Consider the following 15755-nt stretch of genomic DNA (forward strand, 5'->3'; position numbering starts at 1 on the left):
TTTCAGGTTGCGTGATCAACCGTCTCGATCGAAGCCGGGCAGTGCGTTTAAGAACCCGGCCAAGCAACACACCATTCGCAGTATTTGTATTTCACTGATTTCACCGAATTTAGCCAAGGAACCGACATGAAAGTTTTCTACGACAAGGACGCCGACCTCTCCCTCATCAAGGGCAAGCAAGTCACCATCATCGGCTATGGCTCGCAAGGCCATGCTCACGCGCTGAACCTGAAGGAAAGCGGCGTGAACATCACGGTCGGTCTGCGCAAAGGCGGCGCATCGTGGAGCAAGGCTGAGAACGCCGGCCTGCAAGTCAAGGAAGTGGCGGAAGCCGTCAAGGGCGCGGACGTCGTCATGATGCTGCTGCCGGACGAGCAGATCGCTGACGTCTACGCCAAGGAAGTGCACGCCAACATCAAGCAAGGCGCGGCGCTGGCCTTCGCACACGGCTTCAACGTGCACTACGGTCAAGTGATCCCGCGTGCGGATCTGGACGTGATCATGATCGCGCCGAAGGCGCCGGGCCACACGGTTCGCGGTACGTATGCGCAAGGTGGCGGCGTGCCCCACCTGATCGCCGTGGCGCAAGACAAGTCGGGCGCAGCGCGTGACATCGCTTTGTCGTACGCAGCAGCGAACGGCGGCGGCCGTGCCGGCATCATCGAAACGAACTTCCGCGAAGAAACGGAAACCGACCTGTTCGGCGAACAAGCCGTGCTGTGCGGCGGTACGGTCGACCTGATCAAGGCCGGCTTCGAAACGCTGGTGGAAGCGGGTTACGCGCCGGAAATGGCGTACTTCGAATGCCTGCACGAACTGAAGCTGATCGTCGACCTGATCTACGAAGGCGGCATCGCGAACATGAACTACTCGATCTCGAACAACGCCGAATACGGCGAATACGTGACGGGTCCGCGTATCGTGACGGCTGAAACGAAGAAGGCGATGAAGGCCGTGCTGACGGACATCCAGACCGGCGAGTACGCAAAGAGCTTCATCATCGAAAACAAGGCTGGCGCACCGACGCTGCAATCGCGCCGCCGTCTGACGGCCGAGCACCAGATCGAAACGGTGGGCGCGAAGCTGCGTTCGATGATGCCGTGGATCGCTGCGAACAAGCTGGTCGATCAGTCGAAGAACTAAGAAGCCTTTTACGGCATCTTGACCGGCGCGGCGCCTCGTCGCAGCAGCCGGTAATGCAAAAAGCCGTCCAAGGGTGCTGAACCCTGGGCGGCTTTTGCTATCCTACGGTTTTACAAAAATACAGAAGCCATCCATGAATTACCCTCATCCGATCATCGCGCGAGAAGGCTGGCCGTTCATCGCCATCGCGGCCGTCGTTGCATTACTGGTTCATGCCTTCGCGGGATTCGGCTTTGCATGGCTGTTCTGGCTGATCCTGATCTTCGTCGTGCAGTTCTTCCGCGATCCGGCACGGCCGATTCCGACTCAGGCGAACGCCGTACTGTGCCCGGCGGACGGCCGCATCGTCGCCGTCGAAACAGCGCATGATCCGTATGCCAATCGTGAAGCGCTGAAGATCAGCGTGTTCATGAACGTTTTCAATGTCCACTCGCAACGCTCGCCGGTGGATGGCGCGATCTCCAAGGTCGAATATTTCCCGGGCGCGTATCTGAATGCCGCCGTGGATAAGGCTTCGACCGAAAACGAACGCAATGCGGTAGTGATCGAAATGGCCGGCGGCCAGACGGTGACGTCGGTGCAGATCGCCGGTCTGATTGCGCGGCGCATTCTTTGCTACGTCCGCTCAGGTGAGCCGCTCACGCGTGGTCAGCGTTATGGATTTATCCGTTTTGGCTCGCGTGTCGACGTGTACCTGCCGGTTGGCAGCCGTCCGCGTGTGTCGATCGGCGAGAAGGTTTCCGCGTCGTCCACGATCCTCGCTGAACTATAAGCGGCACCTGGGAGGTTTTCCGAATGGCCGCATTCAAACCGCGTCGACCCCGCAGCAGTGGACCACTGCCGCGTCCGTTCCGCCGTAACAAGCCGATCGTGACGGAGTCGCCGGCAGTCGATAGCCGGCGTGCTCAGCGTCAGCAGTTTCTGAGGAAGCGCGGCATTTACCTGTTGCCGAACGCCTTCACCACCGCCGCACTTTTTTGCGGCTTTTTCGCCGTGGTGCAGGCGATGAACGTGCGCTTCGAAATCGCGGCAATCGCGATCTTTGTGGCGATGGTGCTGGACGGCATGGACGGCCGGGTCGCCCGCATGACGCATACGCAAAGCGCGTTCGGCGAACAGTTCGACAGTCTTTCGGACATGGTGTCGTTCGGTGTGGCGCCGGCGCTCGTGATGTACGAGTGGATTCTGAAGGATCTCGGCCGCTGGGGCTGGCTTGCCGCGTTCGTCTACTGTTCGGGTGCGGCGTTGCGTCTCGCGCGCTTCAACACGAACATCGGCGTGGTCGACAAGCGCTTCTTCCAGGGCATGCCGAGCCCCGCAGCAGCGGCACTGATCGCCGGTTTCGTGTGGCTCGCCACCGACAACCGCGTGCCGCTCAAGCTGGTATGGCTGCCGTGGGTCGCTTTCGTGCTGACTATCTACGCGGGTGTGACGATGGTGTCGAACGCGCCGTTCTACAGCGGCAAAGCGCTCGACGTGCGGCATCGCGTGCCGTTCGGCGTGATTCTGCTGGTGGTGGTGGCGTTCGTGCTGGTGTCGTCCGATCCGCCGCTGATGCTGTTTGGGCTGTTCGTGCTGTACGGTCTGTCGGGCTATGTGTTCTGGGGCTACCAGGCGTTGCGGGGCAGGGCGAATCCGGCGCGTTCCGTGGCGCGGGACAGATAACGGCGCAGCTTCGTTGCATGAGCGTGACATGAGAAAACGGCAGCCTTCGCAGGCTGCCGTTTTTCGTTGCCGGGCCGGTCCGGTTGCGCGCGGCAGGCAGGTCTGACGCCAATTGCACGGCGACGGGAATGCCGCTATAGTCGTTGGATGAGTGCGTTCAGGTTCCCATTTGAGCTGCAGCACGAGCCTCAACAAGCTGGTGCGCCACGGGTGCGCTAGTGCTGGCGCATCCAGCGCGCTGATCGCTTACCGTTTTCCGCCCTCCGTCTGCCTCGTCTGTGGTTGATAGCGTCGCCAACGGTGGCGCGAACGCCCGAATTCCAATATCCGATCCCCACAATTGAACGACTCCTCAGGAGACCCGACATGGCCGACAAACTGATCATATTCGACACCACGTTGCGTGACGGCGAGCAATCGCCCGGCGCGTCGATGACGAAAGAAGAAAAAATCCGTATCGCGAAGCAGCTCGAACGGATGAAGGTGGACGTGATCGAAGCGGGTTTCGCGGCCAGTTCGAATGGCGACTTCGATTCGATCCACACCATCGCGGGTCTGATCAAGGACAGCACGATCTGCTCGCTGGCCCGTGCCAACGACAAAGACATTCAACGCGCGGCGGACGCACTCAAGCCGGCCGATCATTTCCGCATCCACACGTTCATTGCAACGTCGCCGCTGCATATGGAAAAGAAGCTGCGCATGACGCCGGATCAGGTGTTCGAGCAGGCGAAGCTCGCGGTGCGTTTCGCCCGCAAATTCACGGACGACGTCGAGTTCTCGCCGGAAGACGGCAGCCGTTCGGACATGGATTTTCTCTGCCGCGTGCTCGAAGCGGTTATCGCCGAAGGCGCGACCACGATCAACATCGCCGATACGGTCGGCTATGGTGTGCCGGAGCTGTATGGCCAGCTCGTGAAGACGCTGCGCGAGCGTATTCCGAACTCGCATAAGGCCGTGTTTTCCGTGCATTGCCATAACGACCTCGGCATGGCGGTGGCGAACTCGCTGGCCGGCGTGCAGATCGGCGGCGCGCGTCAGGTCGAGTGCACGATCAATGGCCTCGGCGAGCGCGCGGGTAATACCTCGCTCGAAGAAGTCGTAATGGCGGTGAAGACCCGCAAGGATTACTTCGGCCTCGAAATCGGTCTCGATACGACGCAGATCGTGCCGGCTTCGAAGCTGGTGTCGCAGATCACCGGTTTCGTCGTGCAGCCGAACAAGGCGGTGGTCGGCGCGAACGCATTTGCGCACGCATCCGGCATTCACCAGGACGGCGTGCTGAAAGCGCGCGATACGTACGAAATCATGCGTGCCGAAGACGTAGGCTGGAGCGCGAACAAGATCGTGCTGGGCAAATTGTCGGGCCGCAATGCATTCAAACAGCGTTTGCAGGAATTGGGTATCGCGCTCGATAGCGAAGGCGAGTTGAATACTGCGTTCGCACGCTTCAAGGAACTGGCCGACCGCAAGTCGGAAATCTTCGACGAAGACATCATTGCGATCGTCACCGAGGAGTCGGCTGAAGCGCAGGAGAAGGAGCACTACAAGTTCCTGTCGCTGTCGCAGCATTCGGAAACCGGCGAGCAGCCGCACGCGAAGATCGTGTTCTCGGTCGAAGGTAAGGAGGTGACCGGGGAGGCGCGCGGCAATGGTCCGGTGGACGCCACGCTCAATGCGATCGAAACGGAAGTGGGTAGCGGTTCGGAATTGCTGCTGTATTCGGTGAACGCCATTACCACCGGGACGCAGGCGCAAGGCGAAGTGACCGTACGGCTGTCGAAGAGCGGGCGCATCGTCAATGGCGTGGGCACTGATCCGGATATCGTCGCGGCTTCCGCGAAGGCGTATATCTCGGCGCTGAACAAGCTGCATTCGAACTTTGACAAGTTGAATCCGCAGCGCTCGGAGTAGTGGGAGTGGGGCGCGCCGGCTGCGTGCCCGCTAAACCGAGATGGAGAAGAAGCCCTGCGCCCTGAAAAGCGCGGGGCTTCTTGTTTTTGTGGTGTTTCCTTCTGGTGAGCATCTCGCTGAAAACTCACCAGGCTTCCGGTTTCGAGGCGGTTGCGTTTCGTGCGCCCACGCGACGGTGGTGAGCAGAAAGTGTGCTCAGAACAGGCTGCGGCGATCCGGATCGTGCAACGGGTCAGGGGTTTTCTGCGTGAGCCGCACAATGCCCTGCTCGTCGAAATAGAAGCTGTACATCATGTACCAGACGTTGTCCTCCAGATAGCGATACGTCCAGACCTCGCGCTTCATCAGCGGGAAATATGACGTTTCGACCGGGCGGCCGAAGTTCACCAGCACGTCGCTCTTCGTCCACTTGCCGATTTCCGCCCGGTAAAACTCGTTGGGCTGAAGCACCTGGCGTACGGTGACGATTTTTCCGGATGCGTCGATGTCGGCGGCGGTGGTGGTTTCGCCCATCGGCTGGGTCGGCCACATCAGCCGTTTACCGCCGTTCGGCAGGTCGTAGCTTTCACGCGGCGCGCCGAGGCGTGCGACGATGGTCGATTCGTCCGCGCCCTGGCTATATTGCTGCCAGGGTTGCACGCAACCGGCGAGCGTCACCGTGAGCGTGAGCGCGCTCAGGCAGACGAACGCGGCGCGGCGCAGGCGTGCTGCGGGCGGCGCTTCGATCGAGGCCGCCGTGGATGGGTGGCGGTTGAACATGACTTCCTCCGATGGCATTTGAGTAGCGGTTTTTATCATCGAGACGCATTATTTTGACACGGGAGGCAGCAAAAGATTTGCGCATCGTGCAAGGTGCCGCTGGAAGCACAGTAACGGATTCGCCGGCTTGCTTATTCCGTGCGGAACGCCCTATGATCCGCGCTTCGACGAATCCAGCGGGGCAATGACGATGGCGAAGTGGCAACGGGCGGCAGCAGCGGCGGTCGTGGCGCTGGCGGCGATTTCGACGGCCGCGGCGGCTTATGCCGCGGGAGAGGCGGCATCTGGACCGGCAGGCAAGCCGGTGGCGCGGCCCACGGGCACACCGATCCAGTTGGCGCTGATCGAAGGCATGTCCGGCCCATTCGCGAATGCGGGCGCGGCGGTGGAGCGCAATTTGCGCTTCGGTGTCGAACAGGTGAATGCAGAAGGCGGCGTGAAGCTCCCCGACGGCGCGCACCCGCTCGAACTGGTTGTGCTCGACAGCAAGGGCAGCGCCGAGGAGGCGCTCGTGCAACTGCGCGCGGCCGCCGACCGCCATATCGGCTATGTCATGCAAGGCAACAGCTCGGCGGTCGCCGCGGCGCTGATCGGCGCGATCGACAAGCAGAACAGCCGTGAGCCGGGCAACCGCGAACTATTCCTCAATTATTCAGCCGACGATCCCGCCCTGACCAACGCCAATTGCAGTTTCTGGCACTTCCGCTTCGACGCGCATGCGGGCATGCGCATGGATGCGCTGGCTGACGTGATCCAGCGCGACAAAGCGGTGAAGAAGGTCTATCTGCTGAACCAGGACTACAGCTTCGGCCACGACGTCAGCGGTCTCGCGCGTTCGGCCTTGGCGGCGAAGCGGCCGGATATTGCGGTCGTCGGCGACGAATTTCATCCGATTGGCCGTGTGAAGGACTTCGCACCGTACATCGCCAAAATCCGCGCGAGCGGCGCGGATGCGGTGATCACAGGCAATTGGGGCAACGACCTGACGCTTCTGGTCAAGGCGGCGCGCGAGCAGGGGCTGGACGCCCGTTTTTATACCTTTTACGGCAACAGCCTCGGGGCGCCTGCCGCGTTGGGCGACGCCGGCGTCAAACACGTGATCGCGGTCGCGGACTGGCACCCGAACGCCGGCGGTGCGGCCTCCGACGCCTGGTACGCGGCGTTTCGCGCCCGTTTCCCGGCTGCTCAGGACGACTACCCGGTGCTGCGCATGCCGCTGATGATCGAAACCCTCGCCGCGGCGATGAACCGCGCCGGCAGTGCCGACCCGACGGCCGTCGCCCGGGCATTGGAGGGCATCAGGTTCGACAACGGCTTCCATGCATCGTGGATGCGCGCCGAGGACCATCAGCTGATCCAGCCCCTTTACGTGATGGAAATGGATAAGGCCGGCACGCCGGGCGTCAGGTTCGACAACGAAGGCTCCGGGTATGGTTTCCGCACGGTGCTGGCTGTGGCGCCTGAGCGCACGGCGCCGCCGACCGTGTGCAAGATGAAACGGCCGTAAAACGGCCTTTGAGCAAACTCAGTCGCCCGTGATCCTGTCCGGCACAGCAGGGTCCGCGGCCGGATTGGGCTGTGCTACAATACGCGTCCCGTTGTATGGCATGGCATAAAAATATGCCTATACGGGTAACCCACGGCACGGCCTTTCTTCCGTGACCGCCTGTCTAGTTCTCAAGGAAATCGACATGTCCGCAGTTGAAACAAGCAAGAAGTCCGAAGTCGTTGCGCAATTCGCACGCGCAGCTAACGACACCGGCTCCCCCGAAGTTCAGGTCGCGCTGCTCACGACCCGCATCAACGAACTGACCGTTCACTTCAAGGCACACACGAAAGATCACCACAGCCGCCGCGGTCTGCTGCGCATGGTGAGCCGCCGTCGTAAGCTGCTCGACTACCTGAAGGGTAAGGACGCGGATCGTTACCGCGCACTGATCGAGAAGCTGGGTCTGCGTAAGTAATCGGCCAGTCGTTCAGCAAGATGCCTGTGTCAGTTCCACTGATACAGGCATTTTGTTTTTGCACGGTGCGCTTCATGTGATGCGCACTGCCTGCCGGTCGCGGTAGCGTGACGATTCATGCGGTGGCCAGCAGGAAAACAGCAGTAAAAATGCAGCAAAAATAGTAGAAATACGGCCGGGCTTCAGGGCAGAGCTTTGTGTCATTCCAGCGGTTCGCGCGCGTACACAACGTAGGGCGTGGTTCTCTGGAATGGCATAACACTACTCTTCCCCTGTGGCGCCGGTCCTGGCGTTGCCGCGCCGCTTCTGGTCCGCGCGGCATAACGAAGAGGAAAAGCAATGACTATGTTCAATAAGATCGTCAAAGAATTTCAATGGGGCCAACATAAGGTTCGCCTCGAAACGGGCGAAATCGCTCGTCAGGCAAGCGGCGCGGTGATCGTCGACGTCGAAGACACCGTTGTGCTGGCTACTGTGGTCGGCGCCAAGACTGCCAAGGCGGGCCAGGACTTCTTCCCGCTGACCGTCGATTACCTCGAAAAGACCTACGCTGCAGGCAAGATCCCCGGCGGTTTCTTCCGCCGCGAAGGCCGCCCGTCGGAAGGCGAAACGCTGATCTCGCGCCTGATCGACCGTCCGCTGCGTCCGCTGTTCCCGGAAGGCTTCTACAACGAAGTCCAGGTCGTGATCCACGTCCTGTCGCTGAACCCCGAAATCCCCGCTGACATCCCCGCGCTGATCGGCGCGTCGGCGGCGCTCGCCATTTCCGGTCTGCCGTTCAACGGCCCGGTCGGCGCAGCACGCGTGGCCTATATCAACAACGAATACGTGTTGAACCCGACGCGTCCGCAAATGAAGGAATCGGCGCTCGACCTGATCGTCGCCGGTACGGAACGCGCGGTGCTGATGGTGGAATCGGAAGCCCAACAACTGACCGAAGAAGTGATGCTCGGCGCCGTGGTGTTCGGTCACGACCAGATGCAGATCGCGATCAACGCGATCCACGAACTGGTTCGCGAAGGCGGCAAGCCAGAATGGGACTGGAAGCCGGCTGCGAAGAATGAGCCGCTGATCGCACGCGTGTCGGAACTGGCGCAAGCCGATCTGCTCGCCGCTTACCAGATTCGCGACAAGCAAGCCCGTTCGGCCAAGCTGAAGGAAGTCTACGCAGCGACGTCGGCCAAGCTGGAAGAAGAAGCAGCGGCAGCTGGCACGGTTGCAGCAGACAAGGCGAGCGTCGGCAACGTGTTGTTCGACATCGAAGCGAAGATCGTCCGTACGCAGATCCTGAACGGCGAACCGCGTATCGACGGCCGCGACACGCGCACCGTGCGTCCGATCGAAATCCGTACCGGCGTGCTGCCGCGTACGCACGGCTCGGCACTGTTCACGCGTGGCGAAACGCAGGCTATGGTGGTCGCAACGCTGGGCACCAAGGGCGACGAGCAGAACATCGACGCGCTCGAAGGCGAGTACCGCGAACGCTTCATGCTTCACTACAACATGCCTCCATTCGCGACCGGCGAAACGGGCCGCGTCGGTTCGCCGAAGCGCCGTGAAATCGGTCACGGCCGTCTGGCCAAGCGCGCGCTGGCTGCATGCCTGCCGAGCGCCGACGAATTCGGCTACTCGATTCGTGTCGTGTCGGAAATCACTGAATCGAACGGTTCGTCGTCGATGGCTTCGGTGTGCGGCGGCTGCCTCGCACTGATGGACGCCGGCGTGCCGATGAAGGCGCACGTCGCCGGCATCGCCATGGGCCTGATCCTGGAAGGCAATAAGTTTGCCGTGCTGACCGACATCCTCGGCGACGAAGATCACCTCGGCGACATGGACTTCAAGGTGGCGGGTACGGAACAAGGCGTGACCGCGCTGCAGATGGACATCAAGATCCAGGGCATCACCAAGGAAATCATGCAGGTCGCCCTCGCGCAAGCGAAGGAAGGCCGTATGCACATCCTCGGCAAGATGACCTCGGCGGTGTCGGGCGCGAACACGGTGCTGTCGGACTACGCACCGCGCATGATCACCATCAAGATCAATCCGGAAAAGATCCGCGACGTGATCGGCAAGGGTGGTTCGGTGATCCGCGCGCTGACCGAAGAAACCGGCACGACGATCGATATTTCGGACGACGGCGTCGTCACCATCGCCAGCACCAGCAGCGAAGGGATGGCCGAAGCGAAGAAGCGTATCGAGAACATCACGCTGGAAGTCGAAGTGGGTCAGGTGTACGAAGGCACCGTGCTCAAGCTGCTCGATTTCGGCGCGATCGTGAACATCCTGCCGGGCAAGGACGGTCTGCTGCACATCTCCGAAATCGCCAACGAGCGCATCAAGGACATCAACGACTATCTGAAGGACGGCCAGCAGGTGAAGGTCAAGGTCATCCAGACGGACGAAAAGGGCCGCGTGCGTTTGTCGGCCAAGGCGTTGCTGAATGAAGGTGCAAACGGCGCGCCGCAAGGCGAACCGACGCCGCAGTAATGCGGTAGCAGGGCGACGGCCGGCAGCGCGAATGCGCGCCGGCCGTTTTTCATGAGGGGTGCAGGGTGGATTGCGTTGCAAGCAGGCACGAGAGACGCAAGCAGGTGCAAACCGGCATAAGCAGGTACTCTGTTTGCATGAAGCGCTTCGTCGCGGCTCAGGCGGTTCTCGCCAATTCGTGCCAGTAAGCAACGCAATCCAATCTTGGAGTTGACGCAGATGAAAGCGATCGAAATCACCGAATTTGGCGCGCCGGAAGTCCTCAAACTGGCGGAGCGGCCCACGCCGCAGCCGAAAGCAGGCGAGGTGCTGATCAAGGTGGCGGCCTCAGGCATCAACCGTCCGGACGTGTTCCAGCGCAAAGGTGGCTATGCGCCGCCGCCGGGTGCGTCGGACCTGCCGGGGCTAGAAGTGGCGGGTGAGATCGTCGGCGGCGCCATCGACGAGAAGAACAATCCGTTCGGTCTGAAAATCGGCGATCGTGTGTGCGCGTTGCTGGCTGGCGGCGGCTATGCGGAATATGCCACGGCGCCGCTGTTGCAGTGCTTGCCGGCACCCACCGGATTGTCGGATGTCGAGGCTGCTTCACTGCCGGAAACATTCTTCACGGTGTGGAGCAATGTGTTCGACCGTGCGCAGCTCGGCAAGGGTGAGGGTGCGCCGAACGAGACGCTGCTGGTGCAGGGCGGCTCGAGCGGCATCGGCGTGACAGCGATCCAGATTGCGCATGCGCTGGGTTTTCGCGTGTTCGCCACGGCCGGGTCGGATGAAAAGTGCCGCGCCTGCGAGGCGCTCGGTGCTGAACGTGCGATCAACTACAAGAGTGAAGATTTCGTCGAAGTCATCAAATCGCTGACGAATGATCGCGGTGTCGATGTGATCCTCGACATGGTGGCGGGCAGTTATGTGCCGCGTGAGTTGAGTGCGCTTGCCGACGGCGGGCGTATCGTGCTGATCGCTCTGCTGGGCGGTGCGAAGGCCGAACTGAATCTGAACGAAGTGTTGCGCCGCCGTCTGACGGTAACGGGTTCGACGTTGCGTCCGCGGCCGATCGAGTTCAAGGCGAAGATCGCCGCGCAGTTGAAAGAGCGCGTGTGGCCGCTTCTCGAAGATGGCCGCATCAAGCCCGTGGTGCATCGTGTGTTTCCGGCCGCGCAAGCCGCTGAAGCGCACGCGCTGATGGAAAGCAGCGCGCATGTCGGCAAGATCGTGCTGACTTGGGGTCAGGACGCTTGACACGGTCGGTTTGACCCGATCCACCCCACGCAGTAAAATTGCGCGTTTTGCGCACGCCGCATGAATCCGAAAGGCGGGCTGTAAGCGCAAACCAAGTCCGCCGCTAATACAAGACGAGACGATGTCGAAACAACGAGCCAAGCTGGTAGTCGGTAACTGGAAGATGCACGGAAGCCTCGCCGGGAACGCAACGCTGTTGCAGGCCGTGGCGCAAGGTGCGGGCGAATTGCCGGCTGACGTGCGCGTCGGTGTCTGCGTGCCGTGCCCTTATCTCGCGCAGACTCAATCGTTGCTGGAAGGCAGCAAGGTCGTGTGGGGCGTGCAAGATGTCTCCGCGTTCACGCATGGCGCCTATACCGGCGAAGTGGCAGCGCAGATGGTGGTGGATTTCGGCGCCACACTCGCGATCGTTGGGCACTCGGAGCGCCGTGCTTACCATCGTGAAAGCGCGGAGTTGGTGGCGGTGAAGACGCAGCGTGCGCTGGAAGCGGGTTTGACCCCGATCGTGTGTGTCGGCGAAACGCTCGAAGAGCGTGAGGCCGGTTCCACGGAGCAGGTGGTCGGCGCGCAACTGGATGAAGTGCTGGCAAAGCTGTCGGTGGCGGATGCGGCGCGTATCGTTGTCGCGTATGAGCCGGTCTGGGCGATCGGCACCGGCAAAAGCGCGACGTCGGATCAGGCGCAGGCCGTGCACGCGTTCCTGCGTTCGCGTCTGGCGGCAAAGGGTGCGACGGTGGCGGCGGATGTACCACTGTTGTATGGCGGCAGTGTGAAGCCGGAGAACGCGGAAGAATTGTTCCGTCAGCCGGATATCGACGGTGGCCTGATCGGCGGCGCGTCGTTGAAAGACCAGGATTTCCTGGCGATCTGCAAAGCGGCGGCTGCGACAAGCGTCGCCGGTTAAGCAGGGCGCCTTGGCGAGGATGACCCAATCCCGCGCGGCACACTTTGTGTGGCGCGGTTAAATAAAGACTCAGGTGAGTGTGATGCTGTATTTGAAAACATTGATTATCGTCGTTCAGCTGTTGTCGGCACTCGGGGTCATCGGCCTTGTCTTGCTGCAACACGGCAAAGGCGCCGATATGGGCGCTGCTTTTGGTAGTGGCGCGTCGGGCAGCCTGTTCGGCGCGACCGGTTCGGCAAACTTTTTGTCGCGTACCACGGCCGTCCTCGCCGCCGTATTTTTTGTAACGACATTGACGCTTACGTACCTCGGCGCGTATCGTGCGAAACCGTCCGCAGGCTTGCTGGGCGCGGCTGTGACCGCACCGGTCGCGGCTTCCGCTGCGGCCGCACCGGCAGGTGGCTCGGCAGTGTTGCCGGCGTCGGCTGCATCCGTCCCGGCTACGGATGTGCCGAAATAAATTTTTCGTTCAAAGTGCTTTTGTGCGTTGAACAAACTGTTTAGACCAGTTACAATCTAAGTCTTGAAGCGATTCGCGGGTTTTATAAGTTGTTTTCCCGGATTGCAGTTAGTGCCGACGTGGTGAAATTGGTAGACACGCTATCTTGAGGGGGTAGTGGCGAAAGCTGTGCGAGTTCGAGTCTCGCCGTCGGCACCAAATGTTATCTAAATGCCAGCCGCTTGCTTCGCTTCGGCTGGCATTTTCACTTCTGACGCGCGGCTTGCGTTGGGCTTGCGGCTTGTGCATTGCCGAAGTGATTTCGCGTCAGGAGTGCTATGCTCTTGGCGGCATTCAGAACCAACCGATAGAGGATAGTCTTGAACCTCGCAGCCTATTTCCCCGTCTTGTTGTTCCTTATTGTGGGCACCGGTTTAGGCGTAGCACTGGTCAGTATTGGCAAGATCCTCGGTCCCAACAAGCCCGATACCGAGAAAAACGCACCATACGAGTGCGGCTTCGAAGCATTCGAAGATGCGCGCATGAAGTTCGATGTGCGCTACTACCTCGTCGCCATTCTCTTCATCATTTTCGACCTTGAAACCGCGTTCCTGTTCCCGTGGGGTGTGGCCCTGCGCGACATCGGCTGGCCTGGCTTCATGGCGATGATGATTTTCCTGCTCGAATTCCTGTTGGGCTTCGCCTATATCTGGAAGAAGGGCGGCCTCGACTGGGAATGATGGATTAATCGCCGGTTTGCGTGGGTGGCCAAGGCTTGCCGCCCCGTCTGGAGTGGAAAGCAAATGAGTATCGAAGGGGTCTTGAAGGAAGGGTTTGTCACCACGACGGCTGACAAACTGATCAACTGGACGCGCACCGGCTCGTTGTGGCCGATGACGTTCGGTCTCGCGTGCTGCGCGGTCGAGATGATGCATGCGGGCGCTGCCCGTTATGACCTTGACCGTTTCGGCGTGGTGTTTCGTCCAAGTCCGCGTCAGTCGGACGTGATGATCGTCGCCGGCACGCTGTGCAACAAGATGGCGCCGGCTCTGCGCAAGGTCTACGATCAGATGGCCGAGCCGCGCTGGGTGATTTCGATGGGCTCGTGCGCGAACGGCGGCGGCTACTACCACTATTCCTATTCGGTAGTGCGCGGCTGTGACCGGATCGTGCCGGTCGACGTCTACGTGCCGGGTTGTCCGCCTACTGCGGAAGCGCTGGTGTATGGCGTGATCCAGTTGCAGGCCAAGATCCGCCGCACCAATACAATCGCCCGTCAATAAGGCCAACGCCTCCCCCACAATATGGCAAGCAAACTCGAGACCCTGAAAGCGAACCTCGAGGCGGCCTTTGGCGGCCTCCTGTTGAGCACCACCGAGGCAATCGGTGAGTTGACGATCGTCGTGAAGGCGAGCGACTACATCAATGTGGCAACGCGTCTGCGCGACGACCGCTCGCTCGGTTTCGAGCAGTTGGTCGATCTATGCGGCGTCGACTATCAGACCTACGCCGACGGCGCCTACGACGGTCCGCGTTTCGCGGCCGTTCTGCATTTGTTGTCGGTGCAGAACAATTGGCGTCTGCGTCTGCGCGTGTTCGCACCGGACGACGAAGTGCCGATCATTGCGTCGGTCGTCGATATCTGGAATTCGGCCAACTGGTACGAGCGCGAAGCATTCGACCTGTACGGCATCGTCTTCGAAGGCCACCCGGACCTGCGCCGCATCCTGACCGACTACGGTTTCATTGGTCACCCGTTCCGTAAAGACTTTCCTGTCTCCGGCTACGTCGAAATGCGTTACGACCCGGAAGAAAAGCGCGTCGTCTATCAGCCTGTGACGATCGAGCCGCGGGAAATCACGCCGCGCGTGATCCGCGAGGATCGCTATGGCGGTCTGAAACACTAAGAGAACGCCATGGCAGAGATCAAGAACTACACGCTCAACTTCGGCCCTCAGCATCCGGCAGCGCACGGTGTGCTGCGCCTTGTGCTCGAACTCGACGGCGAAGTCATCCAACGCGCCGATCCGCACATCGGTCTGCTGCATCGCGCGACCGAAAAGCTCGCGGAAACCAAAACTTTCATCCAGTCCGTGCCGTATATGGACCGTCTCGACTACGTGTCGATGATGGTCAACGAGCACGGCTACGTGATGGCGATCGAAAAGCTGCTCGGCATTGAAGTGCCGGTGCGCGCGCAGTACATCCGCGTCATGTTCGACGAAGTCACGCGGGTGCTGAACCACTTGATGTGGATTGGCGCACACGCGCTCGACGTCGGCGCGATGGCCGTGTTTCTGTATGCCTTCCGCGAACGCGAAGACCTGATGGATGTGTACGAAGCGGTGTCCGGCGCACGGATGCACGCAGCTTACTATCGTCCGGGCGGCGTATATCGCGATCTTCCTGACGTCATGCCGCAATATAAGGCGTCGAAGATTCGCAATGCGAAGGCGTTGTCCAAGATGAACGAGAACCGCCAAGGTTCGCTGCTCGACTTCATCGACGATTTCTTCACGCGTTTCCCGAAGTGCGTCGACGAATACGAAACGCTGCTTACCGACAACCGAATCTGGAAGCAACGTCTGGTCGGTATCGGCGTGGTCAGCCCGGAACGCGCGCTGAACCTCGGTATGACCGGCGCGATGTTGCGCGGCTCGGGTATCGAGTGGGATCTGCGCAAGAAACAGCCGTACGAAGTCTACGACAAGCTCGATTTCGACATTCCGGTCGGCGTAAACGGCGACTGTTATGACCGATATCTGGTCCGCGTCGAAGAAATGCGTCAGTCCACGCGGATTGTGAAACAGTGCATTGAGTGGCTGCGTAAGAATCCGGGCCCGGTGATGGTCGACAATCACAAGGTTGCGCCGCCGTCGCGTGTCGGCATGAAGTCGAACATGGAAGATCTGATTCACCACTTCAAGCTCTTCACGGAAGGCTTCCATGTGCCGGAAGGCGAGGCATACGCCGCTGTCGAACATCCGAAGGGCGAGTTCGGTATCTACCTGATCTCGGACGGCGCGAACAAGCCGTATCGCCTGAAGATTCGCGCGCCGGGTTATGCACACCTGTCCACACTCGATGAAATGGCGCGCGGTCACATGATCGCCGACGCCGTGACGATCATCGGTACGCAGGACATCGTGTTCGGCGAAGTGGATCGCTAGGACGTATTCATCCGCGCGCGTCTTCAGGTTGTACCGAAGCGCGCGTCAAGCAAAGGAACGCCGGGTCTGTCGCA

Annotated in this window: 15 protein-coding genes and 1 tRNA gene; 15 read left to right on the forward strand and 1 reads right to left on the reverse strand. The window is 60.7% G+C overall.

The window, feature by feature from the left end; genetic code table 11:
- Positions 1 to 126 precede the first annotated feature (126 nt).
- From ilvC to PQQ95_RS29235, 4 genes are all read left to right on the forward strand, one after another.
- Entirely contained in the window at positions 127 to 1143 is a 1017-nt protein-coding gene (gene ilvC, locus PQQ95_RS29220; protein ID WP_408443874.1) for a ketol-acid reductoisomerase, read from the forward strand.
- 133 nt (positions 1144 to 1276) lie between these two features.
- The gene (locus PQQ95_RS29225; RefSeq protein ID WP_408443877.1) at positions 1277 to 1915 is read left to right on the forward strand and encodes a phosphatidylserine decarboxylase; all 639 of its coding nucleotides are present in this window, start codon (positions 1277 to 1279) and stop codon (positions 1913 to 1915) included.
- Between the two features lie 23 nt (positions 1916 to 1938).
- A complete protein-coding gene (gene pssA, locus PQQ95_RS29230; RefSeq protein WP_408443879.1) occupies positions 1939 to 2808 on the forward strand; it encodes a CDP-diacylglycerol--serine O-phosphatidyltransferase in 870 nt (289 codons plus the stop codon).
- Positions 2809 to 3174: 366 nt separating this feature from the next.
- Positions 3175 to 4722 carry a 2-isopropylmalate synthase gene (locus tag PQQ95_RS29235; RefSeq protein ID WP_408443881.1) on the forward strand — a complete coding sequence of 516 codons (1548 nt, stop codon included), beginning with the start codon at positions 3175 to 3177 and terminating at the stop codon, positions 4720 to 4722.
- Positions 4723 to 4917: 195 nt separating this feature from the next.
- Here PQQ95_RS29235 and PQQ95_RS29240 read toward each other — a convergent pair whose 3' ends face one another.
- Entirely contained in the window at positions 4918 to 5481 is a 564-nt protein-coding gene (locus tag PQQ95_RS29240; protein WP_408443883.1) for a hypothetical protein, read from the reverse strand.
- Between the two features lie 184 nt (positions 5482 to 5665).
- Between PQQ95_RS29240 and PQQ95_RS29245 the strand changes: the two genes are divergently transcribed.
- The 11 genes from PQQ95_RS29245 to PQQ95_RS29295 all read left to right on the forward strand — a co-directional run bounded on the left by PQQ95_RS29245 (position 5666) and on the right by PQQ95_RS29295 (position 15681).
- Entirely contained in the window at positions 5666 to 6988 is a 1323-nt protein-coding gene (locus PQQ95_RS29245) for a branched-chain amino acid ABC transporter substrate-binding protein (protein WP_408443972.1), read from the forward strand.
- 184 nt (positions 6989 to 7172) lie between these two features.
- On the forward strand, positions 7173 to 7445 hold the full coding sequence (gene rpsO / locus PQQ95_RS29250) for a 30S ribosomal protein S15 (RefSeq protein WP_011487489.1): 273 nt from the start codon (positions 7173 to 7175) through the stop codon (positions 7443 to 7445).
- Between the two features lie 339 nt (positions 7446 to 7784).
- Complete coding sequence (gene pnp, locus PQQ95_RS29255) at positions 7785 to 9932, forward strand: polyribonucleotide nucleotidyltransferase (RefSeq protein ID WP_408443886.1); 2148 nt, start codon at positions 7785 to 7787, stop codon at positions 9930 to 9932.
- A 219-nt stretch (positions 9933 to 10151) separates the two neighbouring features.
- Positions 10152 to 11168 (forward strand): NAD(P)H-quinone oxidoreductase, encoded by a 1017-nt coding sequence (locus PQQ95_RS29260; RefSeq protein WP_408443888.1) that lies wholly within the window; start codon positions 10152 to 10154, stop codon positions 11166 to 11168.
- A gap of 121 nt (positions 11169 to 11289) precedes the next feature.
- The gene (tpiA, locus tag PQQ95_RS29265; protein WP_408443890.1) at positions 11290 to 12072 is read left to right on the forward strand and encodes a triose-phosphate isomerase; all 783 of its coding nucleotides are present in this window, start codon (positions 11290 to 11292) and stop codon (positions 12070 to 12072) included.
- Positions 12073 to 12154: 82 nt separating this feature from the next.
- Positions 12155 to 12532: a preprotein translocase subunit SecG gene (gene secG / locus PQQ95_RS29270; RefSeq protein WP_054034962.1), complete on the forward strand. Its 378-nt coding sequence runs from the start codon at positions 12155 to 12157 to the stop codon at positions 12530 to 12532.
- 113 nt (positions 12533 to 12645) lie between these two features.
- A tRNA-Leu gene (locus tag PQQ95_RS29275) sits at positions 12646 to 12730 on the forward strand.
- A 161-nt stretch (positions 12731 to 12891) separates the two neighbouring features.
- Positions 12892 to 13251: an NADH-quinone oxidoreductase subunit A gene (locus tag PQQ95_RS29280; RefSeq protein ID WP_007175615.1), complete on the forward strand. Its 360-nt coding sequence runs from the start codon at positions 12892 to 12894 to the stop codon at positions 13249 to 13251.
- 63 nt (positions 13252 to 13314) lie between these two features.
- Entirely contained in the window at positions 13315 to 13794 is a 480-nt protein-coding gene (locus PQQ95_RS29285) for a NuoB/complex I 20 kDa subunit family protein (protein WP_006052903.1), read from the forward strand.
- A gap of 21 nt (positions 13795 to 13815) precedes the next feature.
- Positions 13816 to 14418: an NADH-quinone oxidoreductase subunit C gene (locus PQQ95_RS29290; protein ID WP_408443892.1), complete on the forward strand. Its 603-nt coding sequence runs from the start codon at positions 13816 to 13818 to the stop codon at positions 14416 to 14418.
- Positions 14419 to 14427: 9 nt separating this feature from the next.
- Positions 14428 to 15681, forward strand: coding sequence for an NADH-quinone oxidoreductase subunit D (locus PQQ95_RS29295; protein WP_408443895.1), 1254 nt, complete (start codon positions 14428 to 14430; stop codon positions 15679 to 15681).
- The last annotated feature ends 74 nt before the right edge of the window (positions 15682 to 15755 follow it).

Origin of the sequence: Paraburkholderia caffeinilytica, from assembly GCF_046030355.1 — a bacterium.
Taxonomy (GTDB): domain Bacteria; phylum Pseudomonadota; class Gammaproteobacteria; order Burkholderiales; family Burkholderiaceae; genus Paraburkholderia; species Paraburkholderia caffeinilytica_B.